This is a genomic window from Paenibacillus sp. cl130 (assembly GCF_900116035.1).
Taxonomy (GTDB): domain Bacteria; phylum Bacillota; class Bacilli; order Paenibacillales; family Paenibacillaceae; genus Paenibacillus; species Paenibacillus polymyxa_B.
Genome location: NZ_FOYG01000007.1, coordinates 179,721 through 204,116 on the forward strand (window position 1 = coordinate 179,721; position 24,396 = coordinate 204,116).

A 24,396-nucleotide genomic window follows, 5' to 3' on the forward strand; every position below is an offset into this window, starting at 1 on the left:
TCTTTTTCTGCATGTCAGGCGTATTAATTTTCAAATATATATATTCTGCAACCTGTATGTAAAGTGAATTTCACTTTATTATATACCTTCTTTTACAGCAGGAAAATATAATAAATGAGGAGTTAGAGCGTGCCCTCCACCTCATATATAACCGCCCCCACAAGTGCTGGACACTTAGCTTAACCATCCGTTGTTACGAATCTATTGAATTCGAACGAAATCTTAGAAATATACGAATTTTATGAACTTGTTTGATGGAAGATTTGAACATAAAATGAGAATGTAATCGGTTACAATTTCTTTTAAATAAAGGAGGAAGCAGAATTATGAAGAAAAAAGGACTGAAAAAAACATTTTTCATCATTACCTCCCTCGTAATGGGCTTCACACTGTATGGCTATACTCCCGCTTCAGTAGATGCAGCCAGTGTGAAAGGATATTATCACACCCAAGGAAACAAGATTGTAGACGAATCCGGGAAAGAAGCGGCATTTAACGGCCTGAACTGGTTCGGTCTGGAAACTCCTAATTACACCTTGCATGGACTGTGGAGCCGCTCAATGGACGACATGCTGGATCAGGTGAAGAAAGAAGGCTACAATCTGATTCGTCTGCCTTACAGCAATCAGTTATTCGATTCCAGTTCCCGTCCAGACAGTATTGATTATCACAAAAACCCTGACCTGGTCGGATTAACTCCGATTCAAATTATGGACAAGCTGATCGAAAAAGCTGGACAACGCGGTATTCAGATTATCCTTGACCGTCACCGTCCAAGCTCAGGTGGGCAATCCGAGCTGTGGTACACATCCCAGTACCCTGAGTCTCGCTGGATTAGCGACTGGAAAATGTTGGCTGATCGTTATAAAAACAACCCTACCGTCATTGGTGCGGATTTACACAATGAGCCACACGGTCAAGCAAGCTGGGGCACAGGCAATGCCTCCACAGACTGGCGTCTGGCGGCACAACGTGCAGGGAATGCGATTCTGTCCGTGAATCCGAATTGGCTGATTCTCGTAGAAGGTGTAGACCACAATGTACAAGGCAACAATAGCCAATACTGGTGGGGTGGCAACCTGACAGGTGTAGCCAACTATCCTGTCGTTCTGGACGTACCGAACCGTGTCGTATATTCTCCTCATGATTACGGCCCTGGTGTGTCTTCGCAGCCATGGTTCAACGACCCAGCCTTCCCGTCCAACCTGCCAGCGATCTGGGATCAAACCTGGGGCTACATCAGCAAGCAAAACATAGCTCCGGTGCTGGTCGGTGAATTCGGCGGTCGTAATGTTGATTTGTCTACTACTGAGGGGAAATGGCAAAATGCACTCGTAGACTATATTGGTGCCAACAACCTGTACTTTACGTACTGGTCCCTGAATCCGAATAGCGGCGACACAGGCGGTCTGCTGCTGGACGACTGGGTTACCTGGAATCGTCCGAAGCAGGATATGCTGAGCCGGATTATGAAGCCTGTTATTTTTGTAGCGGAACAAGCGAAAGCAACCGCCGAATAGGCACAGGGCTTCACTTCACTTATTGAAAAAGCCGATTTTCCTCCTTCAGGCCAGATTATACTGGGCTATGAGGATGTGGAGAAACGGCTTTTTTTTGTGATACCTGCAAACCTCCAGGATTACACTCCACGTGTGTACATGTTTTCCTCCCCTTCTTGACGCCTTCTATCCATTTTTATACATTGTAAATTTCCCATCGAATGGGGCATTTTGTAAACTAAATCTCTCTTTTAACCGATAAATACATATGTTGGATTTGAACTCAGGAAGGAAGATTTCATGTGATTATTTGGAAGGGTTTTGGTATTTTAAACATCGTTGTTCCAGGGATTTTATTTGTTATTGTCGGGAGTTTAGTATCCGCTCTAGGACTTGACTCCATAGATTCCCGGCTGCCGATGGCTTTTGTGTTCATTGTGTCGGGAGTTATTATCTGGTATTTGGGAAAAGCGCTTAATGCTGACTCGGACAAAGTGCTAGTTGATATGGAAACAGGGCAACGCTATCGAATGGGAACCCAGCACAGTCTGTTTTTTATCCCTATGCATTATTGGGGCCCTGCCGGTCTAGCGATCGGATTTATTTTAATCGTTGCATCGATATTTATATAACGTTGATTTCAAAACATGAGCTATCCCGAACACCACAATGCGAGTCAGTTGCTCCCATTGTGGTCTTTTTCCTTTTCGCAGGTCAATTATGATCAGATACCACCATGATTTACCTGTAGGCCAATGAATTTGGGGCAGGCAGGTGAAAACCTAGCTCATATTTCGCCCCAGCTGCTCCACCTTGCTCAGCCAATCGTTGCGCTGCTGATCCGATAATTTATTCATGAGATCAATCGCAGTAGAATGCACCGGTTTGACACCACATAGATGCAGCGTGGAATCCTTCATCATCCGATGTCCAGGCTGTCCCTGGAAAAATCGGTAGTACCAATGCGGACCGTCCATCGTTGTAATGAGGCGGGCCGTTCTTCCTTTTAGAAGCTTGTCAGGCAGGGGTTTTCCTTTTTGATACTTAAACGCAAATCCCGGCATAAAGGTACGGTCAATGAATCCTTTCATTAATGCAGGCAAGCTGCCCCACCAGATCGGAAAGACAAAAACGAGATGTTCTGCCCATTTAATCGACTCCTGTGCTTGGATCAAATCAGGTTCCAGCGGTAATTTATTACGATATCCACCTAGTAGATTTGGATTAAAGTCCAACGCGGATAGCTGCAACAAACGAACCTCCGCCCCTGCAGCCTTCGCTCCTTTTACATAGGATTGAGCCAGCGCTTCCCCATAACTGCCAGCGACCGGATTCCCTTGAATCACCAATATTTTTTTAGACATATAAACCACTTCCTACCTTCATATTATGATTTTAGTTAGAAGACACTAACTTTATATTTAAAAAGAAAAGGTCACTACTGACCTTTACTTAATAAAGCAGTTAAACGTTGTTTGACCTCTGCTGCAAATGGAACCAACTGCTGTGGAAGTTCACCTTCCAGGCTGGACACGGACAAGCGTGTAATGGCTCCAATGATGAGCACACCGGATAGCAGAGCATCCTGCTTCGGCAGTTCACCTTGTTGAATCCCCTGTTCGATGAATTCAGTCAACGCCTCCAGCGGCTGACGCACATTCTGGCTCTGGCTTGCTTCAACATACAGCTCATGATGTTGTGATAGTAGAAGCAAACCATACTGGTCCTCATCATGCATATCCAGCACTTCATCCACCAGTTGATGGAAACGACTAACGAAGTTCCCACTCTGCTTGCGATAGAAGTCAATTAATGTGGTGTAGCTATTACAATACTGCCCGAATACTTCCAAGGCCATCGCATCTTTACTCTTAAAATGCTTATAAATCGCGGCATCCGTCACACCAGCAGCCTCTCCAATTTCTTTGACTGAAATCCCGTCAATTCCTTTGGTTGCAAATAAGCACATTGCTGCCTGCAGAATATCTTTCTTTTTGCTGTCTACATGTGTTTTCTTATTCATAAGCTTATAGTAAGTGATAACTAACTAAAATGCAAATTATATTTATGCAGGCTCATTCTGTCTTCATACTTTCATTTGAAATATATTGAATTAAACCTAAAAACCATGTTTTATAAGCGATTAATCATAAATACCCTAAATAATACGTGCATCATCCCATTTTATTCATATAAAAAAGATATGTAACCGAATAAAACGGGCGCTAGGATAGGTGGGACTAATTATGCTTGAGGTGCATGCAGTCACCCAGCAGGGAAAAGACTCAGGCAGTCTTGGATATGGAGCGACGAGTACATTTCCCCGCTGCAAAAAGTCGTACAAGCCATCCATGACCAAGGCCCCAAAGCCGATCTTCAGCTTTGGCGTGTCGGGCGCAAAGGCTCGTTGCCCCAAGAAACAGCTGTATCTGCCTCTGGGTTGCCTCACCGCAAACAGTATCATCCACTGGATCGCACACTAAATTGGACAATTTCCACAATAATAGGTGTGCCGGAGAGAATTGCCTCTCCTTCGTTAAGGCGAATCGTCAGCGATAAAGGTGTCAGGCTGTACAATGTGCTTTCTTGTATCATTCCATTAATGTATAGATTGGCATAGCTGTTGCTTCCGACATTAAAACGCTGAAAAGCCTCCTGCACACCATCTACAGAAAATTGATCCGCCATAATCGTGATTGAAGATTCAATTGTAGCAGGTGCAAGATAAAAATACCGCTCAGCCGTAGGAACAATTTCAATATTTGAAATGTCAGCTGCCGGGCCGGTTGGCCCTGTTATACCTCGGGCTCCAGTAGGACCAACTATGCCCTGCGATCCAGTAGGGCCGGGTACTCCTGTTGCACCTGGACTTCCTTGGACTCCAGCCGGACCTGGCACTCCTGGCGCTCCCCGTGTTCCTGCTGGACCCTGTATTCCTGGTATTCCTTGGACTCCCGGTGTTCCCGCAGTTCCCGATATACCTTGGGCTCCTGCTAAACCTGGAATACCTTGTACCCCTGTCAAACCGGGAATGCCTTGTGCTCCTGCCGAACCCGGTGCAGCTCGCTTTCCCGTCTGGCTCATGCTCCTCCTCCGCTTGCTAGGAGTATTTCTGCACCTCCGTTGCATGATTAGCTTTGGATGCTTTTTGGCATGGAACCCCGTTTTTGTTCTACCTTTGAATGAATAACTTGTTTTACACTTTTTACGTTTGTTGATCTTGTAATGTACGGTCCTCTTTCCTAGCCTCCTTAGTGATGAATCGCGTCTCCTCATACCAGCCGTATACACCTCCTTCTCACATGCTTATTTATGTATTGTATGCACATCCCCCTTTAGGGTCTTAGGCATTTGTAACCTTCAGATTCCAAGTATTCGCTTCCATCTATATTTGTACAAAATAGGGCCTTCTCCATTTACCCTATTATTAATAGAAAGGTTAATATGCCGTTTCCGAATAGGTTGAACAATCATTTATTGATTAAGAGCCAGCGAATGCAAATGGCTCATTACCAGTAAAGAAAGGAGATGAGAACTATGCCAATCATAAAACCTGTGTTTACAGCAGTAGCTACTGCTCCCGTGTCAACAGGTGGCGCCATAGCCACGACCGTAGCCCCAGCCACGACTCGCTTTTTTGCAACGATTACAGCTGGAATGATCGGAGCAACAGAAACAACCGTTCCTGCTGCAAGCTTTGTAGATGACGCCGATGCTCCAGTTGTTGCTTTACCGACATTAACGGCTACTGATTCTTCTAATTTTTATATTAACGGAGTTATTCAGCAGAGCTCCTTATTCACCCTCACCACAGCAAGTCTGGTCATTGCCTCCGTAGATATTACACCAGGTGTCCCAGTTGTTATAGAAATAACAGATTTTAGCGGCACAACTTCCATTATCGCGACTCAGCCTACCATCTCTGCGCCTACCGTCACTATTATCACTTAACACTTTTCATATTTTTGATTCAAGTTGGACTGAACGGTCATTCACGCTGTACATTACCCCGTATAAGCTAGAAAAGACCGATTCAGATGTCGATATCTGAATCGGTCTTTTAGATTATATAATCGTTTTCAAATGACTGGATACTGTATGATTAAGGCAAAATAGCAAAGGAGCGCACCGGAAATCCGGGGGAATCTTGAATGCTCGGAACGATATTATATATGACCGCACCCGTCGGGGGCAGCTTATCCAAATTCGTCAGCACTTCAACTTGATACCGATCCTGCTCCAATATGTAATATTCCCCTACCAGCTTGCCAGCTTTGCGATAAGCTACAGAGGAATCGGTATCTAGCGTTTCATGCCCAATGGCAGCCACATTCCGTTCTTCTACCAAAAAGCGCAGCGCCTCCAGCGACCAGCCCGGGCAGTGTGCATCTCCGGCGTCGTCCTTGTTCGAGAAGGCATCTGAATCAGGCCAACGTTTGCTCCAATCACTGCGAAAAGCGACAAAGGACTGATCAGCAATGCGTCCATGCTCTTTCTCAAAGTCCAAAATATCCGCAACCGTAAGTTCATAGTCAGAATTGGCTGCAACGGCTGCTGAACGGTCAATGACAACTAGCGGCAAAACCAGCTCCTTCAACGAAAGCTCATGCAAGTAACGTTTGCCCTTCACAAAATGAACGGGTGCATCAATATGAGTCCCATACTGACCGGGAAAGCAGTATTGTTTTACAAAAAAGCCATCATCGTGGGTAAACAGGGTATCCACCTGAACATTATCGAATACTGGAAAATGAGGGATTTCAGGATAAAAAGCGTGGGACAAATCCACCCACTCTTTTTGCTTCAACAACTTCAAGATATCTGCTAAATGCTCTGCCATGATGCCCATTCCTCCTCAGCTTTATTACAAGCCATTTTACCTGAGGATTCTGCAAAAATCTATAAATCGATCTGCTCTTCTAATATATAGAAAGAAATCTATTTTGTGCGACGGTATGGACGAAGAAGCTGCCATCCCAGTCTACGATGAAATGAGCAATTTATTAACATTTGATATTCATGAATGGCCTGTACCAGGCAAGAACTCCTCCAGCGACTTTTTAAGCCTCCCTAGAGATCGGTTAAGCGCGAGCCAGCTTCCCGTCTATTCAAATGCTGATCAGTTCTATCTTGTACAACAGCAAAAAAAAGACGTTTCCAGTTTATACTGGAAACGTCCTCTCGTGCCGATCTGAGCATCAACAAAATTGTACCTCTCTCTAATACTGACAGCCTCATACTTTCCATTCCTAGCACGTATATTTTCGCAAAAACGAACGAATACTGTTAATTTTCAATGTGCTATTTTATTCAACTCCTGTGCTTTTTGCGGGCTGTCTGCACCTTTACCGTTCATTAATTTGAAACTATCCCAAAAGGGGAACCTCTACTTAAATCAAGCTCTTTTGCTTCGGTTTCTCATTCGTGTAACGACTACGATCAAGAGTAAGGGAAGAACATATGCCAGATTATCGAATAAGGTCCAAGCCATGTATCCGTCCTCGTTGAAGGACGCCTGATCATGGTACATGGTAACTGAAAGAAGCAAGCAGATATATGCTATCGGAAACGTTAAAATACGGTAATTTTTTACTCTAAAAAATCGCGAAAATAAATTCGTCAATATAAATACCATGATCGAGGTTTTCATGTACGAACCGGCAATTAATGAAAATCCGATTACAGGCTCAATTCTTTCGATAATCTCCTGTATATAGATTAATCTGGCCAGCTGATACATGGAATAATTCATCTCGCCTGCTAAAGGTCCTAGAGCCAGAATGGTGCAAATAATAGATGCAATTAATGTGACTCCGTTCATTATAATAGCAAAGTACATATATTTTCCGAGCATTCGCTCTTCGCCTTTACGTGCAAACGGAAGAAGTGAAGAGTACAATACGACTTCTGCGAATGGAAACCCATAGGTGATATAGGCTCCATGAAGAATCGGTTTCATTCCGTCCGGCATGATCGGCAGTAAAAATTCTGGATGGTAGTTGGCAGAAGCCAAGACCAAAACCAATAAAATAAACCCATACATCATAATCAATAAAATGAAAAACATTCGGGCCATAACTTCAATTCCAGCCCGGGCTGTCAGTGCAGCCGTCACAAAAAACAAGGTATGGACAACAGTTACAGGCGTTTTTGTCATTATAGTACTATTGAAAAAACCGCCAACTTCAATAATTATGGCGGCGTTCTGCCAGAACAGGGCACAAGTAAAAGGAATGATCATTAAGAGGGTCAACCATTTTCCCAGCGCTTTACGGCTGTATTCGACGAAGAGCAATCCGGGATATTGGCTGTGCAAATAAAGGACGCAGGCCAATAGACACATCCCCATTACCCAAGCTATTAATAAGGAAATCCATGCTCCGTTTTTAGCAGCGCCGATTACTGAAGCAGGGATCAGAACGATGGCCGATCCCGTCATTCCGGCAAGAAACAACACCGCTGTCTGGAGCGCACTGATACTCTCTTGATTTTTCATGAGATTCCTCCGCTGATATGAAGTGAGTTCAGGTCGGGAGCCTGAACCATGCGACGATGCGTTTGGCCGGAGCGAGAAGAAAGAAATCAATAAGCTCGTCAAGATTTGGCCACGGGAGATTCGTAATATAGAGTAAGCCAAGATAGGCTATAGGCAGCATAAGCGATAGATACAGGATACGTGCTCTGCGATTTGTCCGTTTCCACTTTGGAATATCAGTGATCAGCATTGCAGCATTACAAATCATAAAAAACAAAAATTTAGCAAACATGGCTATCTCCTTTTCTAAAATGGTACTCCTATCCCCATTCCCGTACTCACAATATTAACTTCAACGGCTACATTAAACTCAGCCTTGGCAAACCGTTCGTTCCAGGTTGGCTTCCAGCGTTTCCATAATGCCGAATTTTTTTGAAAAATCTGATTGCCGATTCCTATTGCATCTAATCGTTCCTTCTGAAGAAGGGAAATCGTTTCCCTCAATTTCTCCTTAATCTCGGCTTCGAGTCTGCCTTTAAATTTATTTTGCTCCTCTCTGGTCATCACGGAAGAGCTATGCAGCTCGCCGATTGCCCCTATGATTTTGATATGTACACGAGCAACGACATCCTCTCCTTCGATAAAAGGTACTATCTTCGTTTTTAAGGAGATAACCTGGAGGCTTTCTTTGGTTTTCTTTTTTTCAGACTCTGCATCCTTATCCGCAATATCGATAACTCCGCTTTTGAATTTTCCAAGCAGCATCAATAATGGTTGGGTATTTGTCGGGCTGATAACACTTTTTACCAGCTTTCCTTCTTTAAGCAGCGCAACTCCGGCAATGGAAATCTCATCGAGGGGCTTGTCTTTGAACACATTAGGAAGCGTTGTGACTCCGGTTTCGTTTTTTAGTTGAATCGCCAGATCAAGTAACGGAACTCTGGAAGTTTTGGCAGAAAACCGTGCTGTCGTTTCTTCAATTTTCCGTAATTGCTGACCTATGGTGTTCTCAATATACGGCTTGGTTTCTAAATAGTCGCTTGCTTTCCCCCGAGCAATCAGGACAAGTATGGTTTTTCTAGTTTCAGGATCTCTCATGAAAAAATCAAGAACGTCTTCTAAACCTCGTTGTCGGGACATTTCTTCCCCGATGATAAGAATGCGCATGTGATCCAATTTTGCCCTTCTACCAAGGTGGATGGGAATGTCTTTTATCGCTTCATTCATGTTATCTCCTTTTGTTAGGATATTAAATGCTTTTGAGGACTGCTTGGGGGCTCCTCCCATCTCCTGCGAACCCGAGGGATTGTAAAAATGGGTAGTGAGATATATTTCTTCACTTTGGTCCAGGTCAACCGCTATCGCTTGTGCATACCCGAATTCCACCAGCTCCGCCTTGTCCCAGCAGCCCGCGAGCAGGATGACAGCCAATATACAGAAACCAATGGATATTCGCGTTCTCATGTTTTCCCCCCTTTTCTTTTATGCAAATGGCGGTTTCGCGGTTGGTGAAGCAGTATTTTTCGCGGGGCAACAATGAATACATCGCGCAATTGATTGATTCTAAGCGGCCCCAGTGGTGCAAAATAGGGTTGACCCAAAGAGCGCAAGCAAACTAAATGCAAAAATATGAGGAGAAGTCCGAACATAATTCCAAGTCCTCCCAAAGTGCTAGCAAGGATCATTAAAGGGAATCGCAGCATGCGGATCGATATGGCCATACTGTATTGAGGCAGTGTAAACGATGCGATACCGGTCAGAGCGACGACTATGACCATTACCGGCGAAGCAATCTTGGCTTGAATCGCAGCTTGACCGATGACAAGCGCTCCGACAATGCTTACAGCAGAGCCTATCGGACGGGGCAACCTGATTCCAGCTTCCCTAAGAAGCTCGAAAAAAACCTCCATAATCAGTGCTTCCACGAAAGCGGGAAACGGAATCCCTTCTCTCGTATCCAGAATGGCTAGAAGCAGAACGGTCGGAATCATCTCAGAATGGAAGGTTGATAAGGCAATATATATGCTTGGAAGCAGGAGTGCCATCACGAATGCACCAAATCTTAGTATACGTATCAGCGAAGCGAAGATGGTTTGCTGATAGTAATCCTCACTGGAGGCGAGGAACTCAAAAAAAATTCCCGGACATATCAATATTGTTGGAGTTCCATTCACCATTACGATAATCTTTCCATCCAACAGGGCAGACACAACGGTATCTGGCCGTTCCGTATAGCGCACCTGAGGAAAAGGAGAATAGACAGAGTCGCTGATCCATTCTTCCAAATAAGATGTTTCAAGAATCTCTTCCGTGTCGATGTCTGCAATTTTTTGTTTAAACTCTAATAGCGATTCAGGATTGACGGCCCCATCCAAATATCCGTAAGCAATTTTTCTCTGACTTATTTCTCCTACCGTGAAATACTCAAATTTAAGTTTGGCTGATTTGAGCAAGCCACGAATGATGCCTATATTCACATTCAGTTCTTCAATTGTACTTATATGAGGCCCTTGAACGACCGGTTCTGTGATCGGCTCACTAACTTGTCTAAAGGGAAGCCCACTAGCAGCATAGCTAATTGCTTCCTCCCAATGATCAAAGAATATAACTATGGCTCCACTTAATATCTGTTCATTAACTTGATCAATGTCTTTCAACAGCTTGGGAGAATGGCCAGTTATTCCATGTTTTTTGAAGAAACGCATCACAGCTTTGGGAGTGACCGCCTCCGCCGAGCCAGCTTCATAAGTGATTAGATCCTCCATAGCAGATTTCATGTATTTTAAATGTTCATTTTGAATCATTGTCTCAAAGTAAACAGAAAGAGCATTATGTTCAAAACTCGAACCATAACTCCAAGGTATGAGAACAAGATCGGTACAATCGGAAAAGCTGTCCTGAATTTGTTTTAAATTTTCGGCCAAGCATTTCGATATCATCACCGTTCCCACCTCTTAGCTATCCTTTATTTAAACTATTTTTAATGTGCTGATTAGTATCTCTTTAAGATGAATCTTTTATGCAAGGCTATATCTAGTTTCTCACGAACAAATCAGCCTCTCCATATGGCAAACCCCGCGATAAATGGGTGAGGGGAACACTCCATTTTTTCTCTGGCCACAGGGTCGTTCTCAACATCTCCATAGATCCGTCTCTCCAGATGAGGTCTTAAATTTTGGCACCATGCTATCATCACCGACAAGTGTACCGTCAATGTCGATAAACACAAATGACATGATTGTTGTTATGTACTACATTTACACCGTAATTAGTGTAACGCATTACAGGTCAAATCTTTTTTTGAGAAACTGATACGTTTTAAAAAAAAGCCGCCAATATGGCGACTTCCTATATGACTAAAACCTGCTTGGAGTGTAATTGCTGTTTTTTAAATACTCGATTACGAATTTGTCTAAAAATAAAAACAGATTTTCATTCATCACTTTGTAGTCACTATTTCTCAGTAGTTCTGGCTGCTGAATGAATCTGTGGCTACTACGTTCAGATAGTCCGGCTTCCGAATTCTCGATTAGAAGCTCTACCAATTCATGTTTAAACTCCATATGGCATTGAAAACCGTAGACAAGCTTCCCGTATTCTCTATAATCTGCCTCGGACAAGCTTCACTGTAGGCTATTATTTTGCAATTTTCAGTTAATCCAGGCTTATCATTTATGCCAGTGTCCAACAATACTAGTATTGTCAAAATGGGCAAATTTATCATTGCATTTGCCTTCATCTGTGAATATTATGAAAAAAATCCTGCTTCTAACTTTTTCAGTGTACGATTGTACGGTTATGTGTTATCCAATGTTTTTAACATTCCGCTTCGGGCGTTGTAAGATTCAACACATACTTTCTGAAAGTACAATATTCGCTAGCTCCATCAGGGTTTTTATTTCAAAGGTTGGTTGAATTGCAGATGTGTTTATTTTCCCGGTAGGGTTGAACCAACAGCTATCAATTCCGTTATTGTTCCCTCTCTGAATATCCTAAGTCAGTGAATCACCGATCATGAGAGCCTTCCTTTTATCCGAAATGACCCGCTTTGTAAATACATAATCAAAAATAGCAGCTTGTGGCTTTTGGTAACCTACTTCTTCCGAAATAATCACCTGTTCAAACACATCACGCAGTGTTTGATCTCCCAGTTATTATACAGAAGCTGGTCGTGCCATCAAGATACGATCAAGAATTGAAATCGTTAACATTCTGATAAAAATACAAAAACAATTCCATATATTCATATATACATTTCCTATTCCGTGTGATTGTTAACGTTTTCATTATTGCATATACGTCTTGATTGGAAAAAGAAGGGGTCTATTGAATTATATAAAAAATTCGACAAAAATTTTAGTATGTAACTTTTATTATATTAACAAATACTGGAACAGAAAGTATGATAGAAAATGTAGAAACCACAGGAGCACCCGGGACTCCCTTCGTTCATCTACTCCATTAATCCAATATACGGAGGTATTTTATGAAAAAGAGATTTTCACTCGGAATCGCAGCGGCTCTACTGTTCACTACTCTGGCTCCTATAGGTGCACCTGCTCATGCAGCCAGCGATATTGGCAAGGAGACGCTCGGCAGCAAAAACGGATGGGCAGCCTTTTCTACAGGCACAACAGGTGGAGCTACGGCGACTACCTCCAATATTTTCACCGTAACGAATCGCAAGCAACTTGTCGATGCTTTGGGCAAAAACAGCAATAGTACGCCTAAAATCATTTATGTCAAAGGCACGATCAACGCCAACGTCGATGACAATAATAAACCGTTAGGATTGAACGACTACAAGGACTCTAAATATGAGTTTGACGCCTACCTCAAAGCGTATGACCCGTCTACATGGGGTAAAAAGGCCCCGTCTGGCACATTGGAAAAGGCACGTGAGGCTTCACAAAAAAATCAGGCCAGTCGTGTCGTCATTGAAATTCCGTCCAATACTACGATTGTCGGTCTGGGAAGCGACGCGGTCATTAATGGCGCAAACTTCCAACTAAAAAAAGGGACAGACAACGTTATTATCCGTAATATCGAATTCCAGGATGCCTACGATTATTTTCCTCAGTGGGACCCAACGGACGGCAGTACAGGCAATTGGAATTCGGAATATGACAGCATTACAGTTAACGGCGCCACACATGTATGGGTAGACCACAATACCTTCAATGATGGGTCTCACCCCGACAGCCAAAATGGCACCTTTTACGGCCAAGAATACCAGCATCATGATGGACTTCTCGATGTGATTAACCAAGGCGATCTGGTTACTGTTTCTTACAATCATTTTTACGATCATGATAAATCATCGATTATTGGCAACAGCGACAGTAAAACAGCAGATGAAGGGGCTTTACGTGTAACTCTGCATCACAACTATTATGAAAACACGGTACAACGCACACCACGCGTGCGGTATGGACAAGTCCATCTGTACAACAATTACTATACTGGTGATGTAAAACGCTCCGAATATCCTTCACTGTATATATGGGGCGCAGGTAAATCCTCCAAAATCTTCGCCGAAAACAATGTCATTGACGTTGCTGGTTTAACTGCAGCTAAAATCGTGACTGTCTTTGGAGGAACTGCCCTGTCAGATACGGGCACAATCCTGAATGGACAAGCTGTTAACGCAGGCTCCAGCGCGGGTCTTAGCTCCTCTGTAGGCTGGAAACCATCGCTGAACGATAAAATCTCCCCATCCGCCAGTGTGAAGGCAGAAGTCACTTCCCAAGCCGGTTCCGGTAAGCTGTAAGCACTGCCCGCTAACACAAATAACCACAGGCGCCTACAACCTGCGATTTTACACCAAAAAGGCTGTTTCCTCCGTAGAATGATTCCACACGGAGAGAACAGCCCTTTTTTTATTTTTCATTTGTTTAATTACAAATTATAACACACCTTAACTGCCGTATTGTTCTACCAAAACCGGCTTTTCAAATGCGTTATCCAGCTTGCGAAGTTTAGCCTTTACCGCTTCTGGTGGCTCAACCGCAGGCGCATCTGGATGCAGCAACCATGATTTCACAAAGTGCGTATCGGATAATTGAAAGAGTGGAGGCTCTTTCTCAAAGTCAATTTTCATAGCATAAGAACTGCGGGCTGCAAAAGCATCCCCTACAGGTGGGTGAAGCAGATCCGGAGGTGTTCCCGGAATAGCTGCCAGCTTCTGACCATGGCTGTCCAAACTTGGCATAGAAGCGAGAAGGCCCCATGTATATGGATGTTTCGGGTTATAGAAAATTTCATTAACCGTACCTGTTTCCACGATTTGTCCTGCGTACATAACGGCAACGCGATCAGCCATCTTCGCCACAACACCGAGGTCATGGGTAATAAAGATGATGGAAGTATCGATCTTTTTCTGAAGATCCTTCATTAGCTCCAAAATTTGAGCTTGAATCGTTACGTCCAACGCAGTCGTCGGCTCATCGGCAATCAGAAGTTTCGGATTAGCAGCCAATGCCATCGCAATGACGACACGTTGACGCATACCGCCACTAAATTCATGCGGATATTGGTTAAAACGCTGTTCAGGATGTGGAATACCTACCAGATTCAGCAACTCAATACCCCGCTTGCGAGCAGCATCCTTGGATATTTTTTCATGCTTGAAAAGCACTTCCGTGATCTGCTTGCCCACTTTCATCGTCGGGTTAAGCGAAGTCATTGGGTCCTGAGAAATCAGGCCAATTTCCTTACCACGAATTTTTTGCATCTGCTTCTCTGTTTTATTAATCAGCTCTTGTCCGTCAAACATAATTTGACCCTTTTGATAAATCCCTGGAGGGGTCGGAATCAACTTCATAACAGCTTGTGAGGTTACGCTTTTGCCTGAGCCGGATTCGCCCACAATCGCCAGCGTCTCTCCTTTATTGACATGAAAGTTTACGCCACGAATGGCCTGCACTAGTCCCTGACGGGTCTTGAAAGATATCGTTAAGTCCTTCACTTCCAAAAGGCGGTTCATCTCATCACTCTTTCATTTATTATTCATCACTATTATTGACCACTATCTAAAAAAACGACGTCCATGAGTCAAGGTATATACGATTAATTTTACTCAGTTTAGTACCTACCAGTCAAGCTATATCTAAAATATCATCAAAAACCTTTCACACCATGTTATATAAATGGAATGTTTGTCCGAAAAAACGATCATTTTTAACCATTTCTGTACTCATTTATAACATGCGCTGGATATAGCTGAAGCGTGCTCCACCCCATGGCGAACGTGTGCAGAGTAGTTCTCCGTTCAATCGGGTAGCAATTTGACGACAAATAGCCAATCCAAGACCTGTGGCACCATTCGAGCCCGCATAGAATCTTCCAAATACCTCGGCTGCCTCTTGTTCAGTCAGCCCTTCCCCATCATCATCCACATGCATAACCCATACAACCTCCGGTGTTGTCCCTGTCTCCAAATGAATGACAACCTCCGTAGAGGTGTGCCGAACTGCATTTTGCAACAAATTCAATATCATACGGAACAATTGCTCGGCCGGAACGGCCACATGCAGGCCCTCTCCCTCCACTCGAAGCGAGATAGAACGTTCAGCAGCCACCGGCATCAATAGATGAACAGCATCCTCCGCCATGCTTCTAAGATCAACCAGAGAGACAGGCCATTCTTCATTCAGCGCCTCCAACCTCGATAGCTGCAGCAGCTTTTCCACCATATCAATTAACCGCTGGGACTGCACTTTGATGATACTTAGCCCCTCGTCCTGGGATACCACTTGATCCTGAATGGCATATACATAGCCTTGAATGGACATTAACGGTGTCCTTAGCTCGTGAGATACATTTTGCAGGAATTCAATTTGACCCTGGTGATGGTGCTGAATACGGGCGGACATGGAATGAAAGGTGCTGATCAGCTCGCCAATCTCACTTTTATCCGCCTGCGGAAAATCACTATCCTGCGGCTGATTCGGTTCGTAGTTGCCTACCGCCTCCTTCAATCGTTTGAGCGGACGCACCAGACGTGAGACAACCATCAGACCAATGACGAGAATCACCAAAAAACCCGCGATGATAGACAGTAATGTGGTTCTCATTAACGGTACATACAGTGCTCGCAAAGAAGATAAGGGTGAGTATACAAAAATACGAAAAGGTTGTCCGGGCAATTCTTCATTCGTAAACAGTACCTTTTTACCTTGAAGCACAGCCACCCCTTCATGTGTAGCGGTCAGATCCTGGGCAGACGGATGAACCGATGCAAAAAATCCTTGGCGGATCAAAAGCAAACGCTCTATCTTTTTGCCTTCCATTCCAGAGACGCTTGAGTCGATGATGCGGTTATCCGTGCTTAAAATAAAGTAATCAGCAGATAAAAGCACGCCCTTGATAACATAGTTAAATTCAGCATTATCCAGTCGATCAAAGCCTCCGTCGCTCATAATATGGACGGCTTTGCGTGCCTGCTCATGAAGCTTGGATTTGGCCTGATTCACCAGAATGTCGTCGATAAGCCTGATGAATAAGACCACCGTAATACAGACGGTAATAAGCATGGCGATGGTCAGGGAAAGCAGTATTTTAGCTCTCATCGTACGCATGGTTACAACTCCTGAACTGTTGCTTTATATCCGAAGCCCCATACGGTGTTAATGACGAGCGTAGAGTGATATTCAGCTAACTTTTTACGAATCCGCTTGACCAAATCATCCACGACTCTCACATCACCTATAAAATCATAGCTCCACACCTGCTGAATCAGATGTTCCCTGCCGAAAGGTCTTTCCAGATGATTCGCAAGAAACAGCAGCAGGTCGAATTCACGTGAGGTCAAATTTAGCTCTTGTCCGTCCACTGTCACTTTACGAAAGTCAGCAAAAATACACAGATTGCCCGCATGGCATATATCTGCGCTTTCTGCCGCTTGCCTATCGTCTGATGCAGACATTCCGGCCTTGCTCAGTCTCAGCATCGCTTTGACCCTTCCTACCAACTCCCTTGGATTAAAGGGCTTAGTCAAAAAATCACTGCATCCCAGCTCCAGCCCGTGAATACGGTCGTTTTCTTCTCCACGGGCAGAGATCATAATGATCGGCATTTCCGTAAACTCACGAAGCTGAGTCAGTAGAGAAAGCCCATCAATGCCAGGCATCATAATATCAAGAACGAGACAATCCGGACGGTTCGTACGGATATGCTCTACCAGTGTTTTACCACTGGAAAAGGAAGTGACCTCGTAGGATTCTTTTTTCAAATATTCAGATATTAATTGCAGAATGAACACATCGTCATCCACTACTACTATTTTTGTCATGACCTTAACCCCTTGCCGTTGTTCTGGATGCTTCCATCCTCTCTTTAAGCTTAACAGAAGCCCAGCAGAATAGACAAAAGACGGGTATACCGTTCCCGGTCCCGTCTTTCTTATCATGAATCGCTGCTGTATATGCCAGGCGAGCTGAATGCTAACTACATATCAGTCTTATTTCTTGGTTGTTACTGTTTTTGGAGCTGTTTTGACTGTTTTTGGAGCTGCTTTGGCTGGAACTGCTTTTTTAACTGGAGCTTTGTGGGTCACTTTTTTAGCTACGACATGATGTGCACGAGTTTTATGAGTTGTTGCTTTGTGTTTAACAACATTATGTTTTTTTGCATGATGTTTAACTGTACGATGCTGCACTTTCACTGCTTTTGTTTTGTGGCTTGCCACTTTTTTCGCAACGGATTTTTTGGCAGGGGCTTTCTTCGCTTTGGTTGTTGTTTTATGAGCTGTTGTAGCTTTTTTAACGGGTGCTTTCACCTCAGGTGTTTTCGTCACAGGTGATTTTGCCGGTGTTTTGGTAGCCGGAGTCGTAACCGCAGGAGCTTTGATTGCTGATGCAGTGCTCGCTGGAGTCGTTGTTGCTGTAGCGGCGAATGCGCTGCTTGCTCCTCCCAATACACTTACTACGGTTAATACGGCTGCTGCATTTTTAGTCCATTTTTTCATGATTGAATCACCTCTCCTTTAAAGTATCTTTAGCTTATCAGGAGAATTCGGGATAATTGTGGAGCAAATGTGTGAAAAGTATATGAAAAAGCGTGCAGCCCTGTATTTAGAAAATACATGAGTCTGCACGCTATGAGTTTTACAATAACCATCTTCACTAACCAATGGCGATCCAGGAAATAATACCGTAGTTATGCGCGGTTTCGTTCCACTTGGTTACGACGATCACTGCTCCATTCGGCGTCTGAGATTTCAGCGTCGCATGAAAGAGAGGGTGGTTCGTCATCGCTACCAACGTGTAGTCCGGGTTTACAAAAGGCTCCCCGAATACAATGGTCACTTCCGTCTCTCCTTCACTGCCTTTCAAAAGAAACGGCGCTCTGCCAAACTGCTGCAATGCTGGCTGATTCGCACAAGTACGGACCGGGGTGATGCTCAAATGCTCCGGCTTCACTGCGTTCAGCTCCAGCTCACGTGAGCCTACCGAGCCTTCCACCAGATGATGACCTTCAATGCTCTGCTCTGCCACATGATGGCTTTGTACCGCAGCCGCTTGCAGATGCTCTGGTCCCACGGCTTCTGGGCTCAGCACCTCGCTGTCGACGGCCTGAGCTTTCAGATGGCTGCGAGATACACTGTTTGCCTGAAGTCTGTCGCCACTGACGCCTTCCTCTGGCAAAAGTCCCGAGAGATGTATATCTGTGGACAGCTGAGCCAGTGTCACCGAGCCCGGCTTTAGGTGATGCGAATCAATAACTTCCTCTCCAATGTGGTGGCTTGCAATAGCCTCCTCAGCCACATGGCGGGACTGTACCGTTCCATCTGCCAGCTTGCTGGACGTCACCGCTCCTTCCTGTATAGCATCCTCAGCCACTGCCTGCCAGCCTACATGCTGTGGCTGAATAGCCCCTGCCTGCAGATGCTCCGACTGGACTGAATCCAGCGCGATATGCCTGGACTGCACCACGCCTTCTGCCAGTGCGGACCCTTGGATCGCCCCATCGGCCAAATGCTGAGCGTGTACGGCATGCTCCGTCAAATGGACGGAGTTTACGCTGGCTTCTGCCAGATTCGAAGCACGCACCGCCCGAAGCGCAAGCTTCTCAGCGTTCACGCTGCCTGCCTGGAGCGCGTGAACCGATACACTCCCGGGCGCAATATGCCGGGTCATCACTGCCGAAGCCTGCAAATGAGCAGAGGTGACGGATTCCGGAGCCAGATGGCTCGACTGGACGGCCTCTTCTGCCAAATGATTGGCTTGCACCGCTTCGTCCGTAATATGCCACGGCTGGACCGAATGAGGAGATATTTTGGCAGCAGTCACGCCATCATCCGCCAGTTTGCCGGACGTAACCGACTCATCCTGCAAAGCATCAGTTGATATTGCTTGGGATGCGATATGCACACCCTGAATGGTTCCAAGGTGTAGATGGTGCGGCTGAATGGACTCCGGTGCGATATGCACGGACTTCACTGCCCCCTCTGCCAGCGCTCTGTCCTGTACTGCGCCAGGTGCCAAATGTCGGGGGTATACGGCATGCTCAGACAACTGTGAAGGACCGACGCTTCCTTCCGCGAGATTCGTCGCTTGCACCGAGCGTGCCGCCAGCTTTTCCGAGGTGATGCTTTCTGCTTGAAGCGCACGACCTGACACACTGTCAACGGCCAGATGTCTCGCAAACACCGAGGAAGCCTGTAAATGATCAGAGGTGACGGATTCCGGAGCCAAATGGTTCGACTGGATGGCCTCTTCTGCCAAATGATTGGCTTGCACCGCTTCGTCTGTAATGTGCCACGGCTGGACCGAGTGGGCAGACAGCTTGGCGGCAGTCACGCTCTCATCCGCCAATTTGTCGGACGTAACAGATTCATTCTGCAAAGCATCGGTCGATATCGCCTGTGAGGCGATATGCACACCCTGAATGGTTCCCATTTGCAGATGATGCGACTGGATGGACTCCGGTGCGATATGCACGGACTTTACTACCCCTTCTGCTAGCGCTCTGTCCTGTACTGCGCCAGGTGCCAAATGCCGGGGGTGTACGGCATGCTCAGACAACTGTGAAGGACCGACGCTTCCTTCCGCGAGATTCGTCGCTTGCACCGAGCGTGCCGCCAGCTTTTCCGAGGTGATGCTTTCTGCTTGAAGCGCACGACCTGACACACTGTCAACGGCCAGATGTCTCGCAAACACCGAGGAAGCCTGTAAATGATCAGAGGTGACGGATTCCGAGGCCAAATGGTTCGACTGGACGGCCTCTTCTGCCAAATGATTGGCTTGCACCGCTTCGTCTGTAATGTGCCACGGCTGGACCGAGTGGGCAGACAGCTTGGCGGCAGTCACGCCCTCATCCGCCAATTTGTCGGACGTAACGGACTCATCCTGCAAAGCATCGGTCGATATCGCCTGTGAGGCGATATGCACACCCTGAATGGTCCCCGTTTGCAGATGATGCGACTGGATGGACTCCGGTGCGATATGCACAGACTTTACTGCCCCTTCTGCCAGCGCTCTGTCCTGTACTGCGCCGGGTGCCAAATGCCGGGGGTGTATCGCCTGCGTGGACAGATGTGAAGGGCCGACGCTTCCTTCCGCGAGATTTAACGCTCGCACCGAGTGTGCCGCCAGCTTTTCCGAGGTGACGCTTTCTGTTTGAAGCGCACTACTGGATACGCTATCCGAGGCCAGATGGCTCGCAAGCACCGCCGAAGCCTGCAAATGGGCAGAGCTGACGGATTCCAGGGCCAAATGGTTGGACTGGACAGCCTCTTCTGCCAAATGATTGGCTTGCACCGCTTCGTCTGTGATGTGCCACGACTGGACTGAGTGGGCAGACAGTTTGGCGGCAGTCACGCCTTCATCCGCCAATTTGTCGGACGTAACGGACTCATTCTGCAAAGCATCAGTCGATATCGCCTGTGAGGAGATATGCACATCCTGAATGGTTCCCGTTTGCAGATGATGCGACTGGATGGACTCCGGTGCGATATGCACGGATTTCACTGCCCCTTCTGCCAGCGCTCTGTCCTGTACTGCACCCGTTGCCAAGTGCCGGGTGTGTATCGCTTGCGTGGACAGATGTGGAGGGCCAACGCTGCCTTCCGCGAGATGCGTCGCTTGCACCGAGTGTGCCGCCAGCTTTTCTGAGGTGATGCTTTCTGCTTGAAGCGCACTACTGGATACGCTATCCGGGGCCAGATGGCTCGCAAGCACCGCTGAAGCCTGCAAATGGGTAGAGGTGACCGATTCCTGGGCCAGATGATTGGACTGAACGGCTTCTTCTGCCAAATGTTTGGCTTGCACCGCTTCGTCTGTAATGTGCCACGGCTGGACCGAGTGGGCAGACAGCTTGGCGGCAGTCACGCCCTTATCCGCCAGTTTGTCGGACGTAACGGACTCATCCTGCAAAGCATCGGTCGATATGGACTGTGATGCGATGTGCTCTCCCTGAATGGTTCCAATTTGCAGATGATGTGGCTGGATGGATTCCGGTGCGATGTGCACGGACTTCACTGCACCCTCTGCCAGTGCTCTATCCTGTACTGCTCCAGCTGCCAGATGCCGAGTGTGCACCGTTTGCGCAGAAAGATGTGAAGGGCCGATGCTGCCTTCCGCGAGGTTCATTCCTTGTACCGAGCGCGCTGCCAGCTTTTCCGAGGTGACGCTTTCCGCTTGAAGCGCACGACCTGACACACTATCCGGGGCCAAATGTCTCGTGAGCACCGAGGAAGCCTGTAGATGCACCGAGGTGACCGCTCCTGCAGCCAGATGTGCCGAATCCACGGCCGCCACAGCCAAATGGTTGCTTTGTACAGCTTCGTCCATAATATGTCCGGACTGCACGGCATGGGCAGACAGTTTCGTGGGAGTTACGCTTCCCTCCGACAGTTTGGCAGAGGTGACCGATTCATCCTGTAAGGCCGGAGTCGCTATAGCCTGCAATGCGATATGCTCTCCCTGAATGACCCCGCTTTGCAAGTGCTCCGATTGGATGGATTCGGGCGCAAGATGTGCAGACTTCACAGCATTCTGGGCTAATTCCGTCTCCTGTACTGCTCCTGCTGCCAAATGCCGAGTGTGTACGGCTTGCGCAGCCAAATGTCCGGGACCCACGCTATTTTCCGCCAGATTGGGAGCCTGCACAGCACGGGCTGCTAGCTTCTCAGAGGTGACACTTTCCGACTGAAGCGCATGACCGGATACACTATCGGGGGCGAGGTGTTTGGTTTGGACCGATGCAGATTGCAAATGATTAGAGGTGACGGATTCCGGAGCGAGATGATTCGCCTCCACCGCTTCAACAGCCAGATGGTTACTCTGCACTGCTTTATCCGTAATATGCCACGGCTGCACGGAGCGAGCAGACAACTTAGAGGAAGTGACACTACCCTCAGCTAACTTAGGAGCCGTAATCGCCAAATCATTGATTTTATCCGTGGCCACACTTTCCGGCGATAGTTTCAGCGAAGTAACAGCATGATCCTGCAAATGATGGGAGTACACCGCTCCGCTGGCCAAATGCGCGGTTTGAACAGCGCCTTCACCTAGTATGTCCGCGGTAACGGACTGTTCTTGCAAAGCCGAGGTTCCAACACTGTCTTCCCCAAGATGTTTGCTCAAAACAGAACTCTGGGCCAGATGGGCCGAATCGACGGATTGAGCCTGCAATGCCTTTCCACCCACACTGTTGTCGGCAAGGTGGTTTTCACGAATTCCCCCCGTTGCAATGTGTACGTGTGTAATGGCTTGAGAGGCAATCTTATTTCCGGTTACCGCCCCTTTGCCAATTTTAGGTTCTGTCACTGCTTCGTCAGCGATTTTGTCAGACTTAATCGCGCTCGAAGCAATGTGATTTTCCTTGACAGCCTGATTCGCCACATGGTGTTCCAGAACTGCTCCCTTCCCTAATTTCTCGCTCGTCACAGCCCCGGAATGCAAATGTTGCTCCGTAACCGCCTCCGATGCAATATGATTCTTTCGAATGATTTCGGACTGGAGGTGTACGGAAGAGACTGCCTCCGGAGAAATTTGGGGACCTTGTATGGCTGCTGTAGCAATATGTCTGGTAAGTACCGCCTCGTCGGCAATTTTGTGTGGTAATATGCTCTGATCCGATATCTTGGATGAAGTGACGGATTGATCGACAATTTGCAATGAGCCTACAGACTGATCTGCCAGTTTATTGGACTGAATACTCCGATCCGCCAGGTGACGGGCTGTTACTTGGCCCGTTCCAAGCTGCTCTTCCCCAATGGAGCCAGGACTCAGATGCTTTCTTTCAATCGCTCCAGCCTGAATATGCGAACTGGTAACTGCCTCCGACTCCAGATGACGCCCGCTGACAACACCTTCCTCCAATTGTTCCTTGCCCACAATTCCATTGGATAGCTGCTTGCGATTAATCGAACCGGGGGCCAGATGCCTTGCATGAACGGCATGCTCGGTCAGGTGTGCACTCTCAATGCTGCCAGCTTGGATTTTAGCCGCATCCACAGCCCCATCCCGCAGTTTGGAAGTGGTCACAGATTGATCGCCCAGCTTGGAGCTATCGACAGCTTCATTAGCCAAATTGTTCGATTGAATCGTACCACTGCGAATTTTATCAGATGTAACCGCCTGATCTTGAAGCATATCTGAAGACACGATCCATTGCTTGAAGTGACGGCTCTCAATGGAGCCATTCGCAATATGATCGCCGCTGATAATCTTATCAGCCAGCTTTTCTGGAGTGATGCTACCATCTCGAAGTTTTTCACCACTGATGGAGCGATCCTGCAATTTACTGCCTGCCACCGATGCGTCCGACAGATGTTCCACCGTAATGGAGTCCGGGGCAATCTTCGAAGAAGTCACAGCACCGTCGGCTATCTTAATCGTTTGAACGGCATAATCCGCCAGAGATTCCGTGTGGATACTCTCTTGCTTCAGCTTGCTGGAATCTATGGAAGCGGGAGCGATCTTCTCACCCGTTACAGCGAGATCGCTCAAATCGTCTGTATAAATGAAAGCGTTGTTTATATGCGGAGCCTTCTTATTGCTCAAAATTTCCTCCACATCAATTGGATCAGGTTCTGGCTCTGGCTCCGGCTCTGCTTCTAGCTCTTGGGGTTCCTCCATCGACACTTGAGTCTCCTCTGCATCCGCAAATTCAACCTCCGTCTCATGCGAAGCCTCGACTTCAGGTTCGACAACAGTCTGTAGCTCCGGCTCCTCTTTGGTTGGGGGAGGCGGAGAAGCAACTTGATGAAGTCTTGCTTCTGTCTCCCTCTCCGCAGGCTGTGGCTTCACGCGATGTATCATACTTAATTCATTCATATCCGGGTCAATTACACTATAGAGCGGCTTTTTGTTTCTTATGGTTTTGCGGCTCTTATTCTTCAAGCAGCTCTCTCCCTTCTCATATTTATCGTTACAGCATCATATGCAGGCACTTAGGCACTTGCCACCCCGTGCA

At 46.6% G+C, this 24,396-nt stretch carries 17 protein-coding genes and 2 pseudogenes; 4 read left to right on the forward strand and 15 right to left on the reverse strand.

Annotated features, from left to right (window positions below; all coding sequences use genetic code 11):
- Positions 1-326 precede the first annotated feature (326 nt).
- The gene (locus BM358_RS19360) at positions 327-1,520 is read left to right on the forward strand and encodes a glycoside hydrolase family 5 protein (protein ID WP_028542203.1); all 1,194 of its coding nucleotides are present in this window, start codon (positions 327-329) and stop codon (positions 1,518-1,520) included.
- A gap of 281 nt (positions 1,521-1,801) precedes the next feature.
- On the forward strand, positions 1,802-2,131 hold the full coding sequence (locus BM358_RS19365; protein WP_028542202.1) for a hypothetical protein: 330 nt from the start codon (positions 1,802-1,804) through the stop codon (positions 2,129-2,131).
- Positions 2,132-2,281: 150 nt separating this feature from the next.
- On the opposite strand, the gene BM358_RS19370 is transcribed toward BM358_RS19365, so the two are convergent.
- The 3 genes from BM358_RS19370 to BM358_RS19385 all read right to left on the reverse strand — a co-directional run bounded on the left by BM358_RS19370 (position 2,282) and on the right by BM358_RS19385 (position 4,583).
- Positions 2,282-2,863 carry an NAD(P)H-dependent oxidoreductase gene (locus BM358_RS19370; RefSeq protein WP_025723258.1) on the reverse strand — a complete coding sequence of 194 codons (582 nt, stop codon included), beginning with the start codon at positions 2,861-2,863 and terminating at the stop codon, positions 2,282-2,284.
- A gap of 74 nt (positions 2,864-2,937) precedes the next feature.
- Positions 2,938-3,522, reverse strand: a complete 585-nt coding sequence (locus tag BM358_RS19375; RefSeq protein ID WP_023989793.1) for a TetR/AcrR family transcriptional regulator — start codon at positions 3,520-3,522, stop codon at positions 2,938-2,940.
- Positions 3,523-3,959: 437 nt separating this feature from the next.
- Positions 3,960-4,583 (reverse strand): DUF4183 domain-containing protein, encoded by a 624-nt coding sequence (locus tag BM358_RS19385; protein ID WP_081327489.1) that lies wholly within the window; start codon positions 4,581-4,583, stop codon positions 3,960-3,962.
- 453 nt (positions 4,584-5,036) lie between these two features.
- On the opposite strand from BM358_RS19385, the gene BM358_RS19390 reads away from it, so the two are divergent.
- Positions 5,037-5,450 carry a DUF4183 domain-containing protein gene (locus BM358_RS19390; RefSeq protein WP_028542200.1) on the forward strand — a complete coding sequence of 138 codons (414 nt, stop codon included), beginning with the start codon at positions 5,037-5,039 and terminating at the stop codon, positions 5,448-5,450.
- A gap of 151 nt (positions 5,451-5,601) precedes the next feature.
- Here the strand turns inward: BM358_RS19390 and BM358_RS19395 are convergent, their stop codons facing one another.
- The 7 genes and pseudogenes from BM358_RS19395 to BM358_RS19435 all read right to left on the reverse strand — a co-directional run.
- A complete protein-coding gene (locus BM358_RS19395; RefSeq protein WP_023989797.1) occupies positions 5,602-6,339 on the reverse strand; it encodes a cyclase family protein in 738 nt (245 codons plus the stop codon).
- 555 nt (positions 6,340-6,894) lie between these two features.
- Positions 6,895-7,995 (reverse strand): GerAB/ArcD/ProY family transporter, encoded by a 1,101-nt coding sequence (locus BM358_RS19405; protein ID WP_028542198.1) that lies wholly within the window; start codon positions 7,993-7,995, stop codon positions 6,895-6,897.
- 28 nt (positions 7,996-8,023) lie between these two features.
- Entirely contained in the window at positions 8,024-8,266 is a 243-nt protein-coding gene (locus tag BM358_RS19410) for a hypothetical protein (RefSeq protein ID WP_023989800.1), read from the reverse strand.
- Between the two features lie 14 nt (positions 8,267-8,280).
- Entirely contained in the window at positions 8,281-9,438 is a 1,158-nt protein-coding gene (locus BM358_RS19415) for a Ger(x)C family spore germination protein (protein ID WP_023989801.1), read from the reverse strand.
- Positions 9,435-10,913 carry a spore germination protein gene (locus BM358_RS19420; protein ID WP_028542197.1) on the reverse strand — a complete coding sequence of 493 codons (1,479 nt, stop codon included), beginning with the start codon at positions 10,911-10,913 and terminating at the stop codon, positions 9,435-9,437. The genes BM358_RS19415 and BM358_RS19420 overlap by 4 nt, the downstream gene beginning before the upstream one ends.
- 106 nt (positions 10,914-11,019) lie before the next feature.
- A pseudogene (locus BM358_RS26975) lies at positions 11,020-11,149 on the reverse strand (Cof-type HAD-IIB family hydrolase); the annotation flags it as partial.
- Between the two features lie 641 nt (positions 11,150-11,790).
- Positions 11,791-12,110 (reverse strand): annotated as a pseudogene (locus BM358_RS19435) (HAD-IA family hydrolase); the annotation flags it as partial.
- Positions 12,111-12,460: 350 nt separating this feature from the next.
- Between BM358_RS19435 and BM358_RS19440 the strand changes: the two are divergent.
- Complete coding sequence (locus BM358_RS19440; protein ID WP_028542196.1) at positions 12,461-13,744, forward strand: pectate lyase family protein; 1,284 nt, start codon at positions 12,461-12,463, stop codon at positions 13,742-13,744.
- 147 nt (positions 13,745-13,891) lie between these two features.
- Here the strand turns inward: BM358_RS19440 and BM358_RS19445 are convergent, their stop codons facing one another.
- The 5 genes from BM358_RS19445 to BM358_RS19465 form a co-directional block, all read right to left on the reverse strand.
- Positions 13,892-14,959 carry an ABC transporter ATP-binding protein gene (locus tag BM358_RS19445; RefSeq protein WP_013311421.1) on the reverse strand — a complete coding sequence of 356 codons (1,068 nt, stop codon included), beginning with the start codon at positions 14,957-14,959 and terminating at the stop codon, positions 13,892-13,894.
- A 214-nt stretch (positions 14,960-15,173) separates the two neighbouring features.
- Complete coding sequence (locus tag BM358_RS19450) at positions 15,174-16,553, reverse strand: sensor histidine kinase (protein ID WP_028542195.1); 1,380 nt, start codon at positions 16,551-16,553, stop codon at positions 15,174-15,176.
- Between the two features lie 2 nt (positions 16,554-16,555).
- A complete protein-coding gene (locus BM358_RS19455; protein ID WP_023989808.1) occupies positions 16,556-17,266 on the reverse strand; it encodes a response regulator transcription factor in 711 nt (236 codons plus the stop codon).
- A gap of 168 nt (positions 17,267-17,434) precedes the next feature.
- Positions 17,435-17,941 carry a hypothetical protein gene (locus BM358_RS19460; protein ID WP_028542194.1) on the reverse strand — a complete coding sequence of 169 codons (507 nt, stop codon included), beginning with the start codon at positions 17,939-17,941 and terminating at the stop codon, positions 17,435-17,437.
- A gap of 157 nt (positions 17,942-18,098) precedes the next feature.
- The gene (locus BM358_RS19465) at positions 18,099-24,323 is read right to left on the reverse strand and encodes a WIAG-tail domain (RefSeq protein WP_091002050.1); all 6,225 of its coding nucleotides are present in this window, start codon (positions 24,321-24,323) and stop codon (positions 18,099-18,101) included.
- Between the last annotated feature and the right edge of the window lie 73 nt (positions 24,324-24,396).

Bases quoted from the DNA above. Each gene is read 5' to 3' on its own strand.
- BM358_RS19375 (WP_023989793.1), bottom strand. From the start codon at position 3,522: ATGAATAAGAAAACACATGTAGACAGCAAAAAGAAAGATATTCTGCAG.
- BM358_RS19455 (WP_023989808.1), bottom strand. From the start codon at position 17,266: ATGACAAAAATAGTAGTAGTGGATGACGATGTGTTCATTCTGCAATTA.
- BM358_RS19445 (WP_013311421.1), bottom strand. From the start codon at position 14,959: ATGAACCGCCTTTTGGAAGTGAAGGACTTAACGATATCTTTCAAGACC.
- BM358_RS19390 (WP_028542200.1), top strand. From the start codon at position 5,037: ATGCCAATCATAAAACCTGTGTTTACAGCAGTAGCTACTGCTCCCGTG.
- BM358_RS19405 (WP_028542198.1), bottom strand. From the start codon at position 7,995: ATGAAAAATCAAGAGAGTATCAGTGCGCTCCAGACAGCGGTGTTGTTT.
- BM358_RS19460 (WP_028542194.1), bottom strand. From the start codon at position 17,941: ATGAAAAAATGGACTAAAAATGCAGCAGCCGTATTAACCGTAGTAAGT.
- BM358_RS19420 (WP_028542197.1), bottom strand. From the start codon at position 10,913: ATGATATCGAAATGCTTGGCCGAAAATTTAAAACAAATTCAGGACAGC.
- BM358_RS19360 (WP_028542203.1), top strand. From the start codon at position 327: ATGAAGAAAAAAGGACTGAAAAAAACATTTTTCATCATTACCTCCCTC.
- BM358_RS19415 (WP_023989801.1), bottom strand. From the start codon at position 9,438: ATGAGAACGCGAATATCCATTGGTTTCTGTATATTGGCTGTCATCCTG.
- BM358_RS19410 (WP_023989800.1), bottom strand. From the start codon at position 8,266: ATGTTTGCTAAATTTTTGTTTTTTATGATTTGTAATGCTGCAATGCTG.
- BM358_RS19370 (WP_025723258.1), bottom strand. From the start codon at position 2,863: ATGTCTAAAAAAATATTGGTGATTCAAGGGAATCCGGTCGCTGGCAGT.
- BM358_RS19395 (WP_023989797.1), bottom strand. From the start codon at position 6,339: ATGGCAGAGCATTTAGCAGATATCTTGAAGTTGTTGAAGCAAAAAGAG.
- BM358_RS19440 (WP_028542196.1), top strand. From the start codon at position 12,461: ATGAAAAAGAGATTTTCACTCGGAATCGCAGCGGCTCTACTGTTCACT.
- BM358_RS19385 (WP_081327489.1), bottom strand. From the start codon at position 4,583: ATGAGCCAGACGGGAAAGCGAGCTGCACCGGGTTCGGCAGGAGCACAA.
- BM358_RS19450 (WP_028542195.1), bottom strand. From the start codon at position 16,553: ATGCGTACGATGAGAGCTAAAATACTGCTTTCCCTGACCATCGCCATG.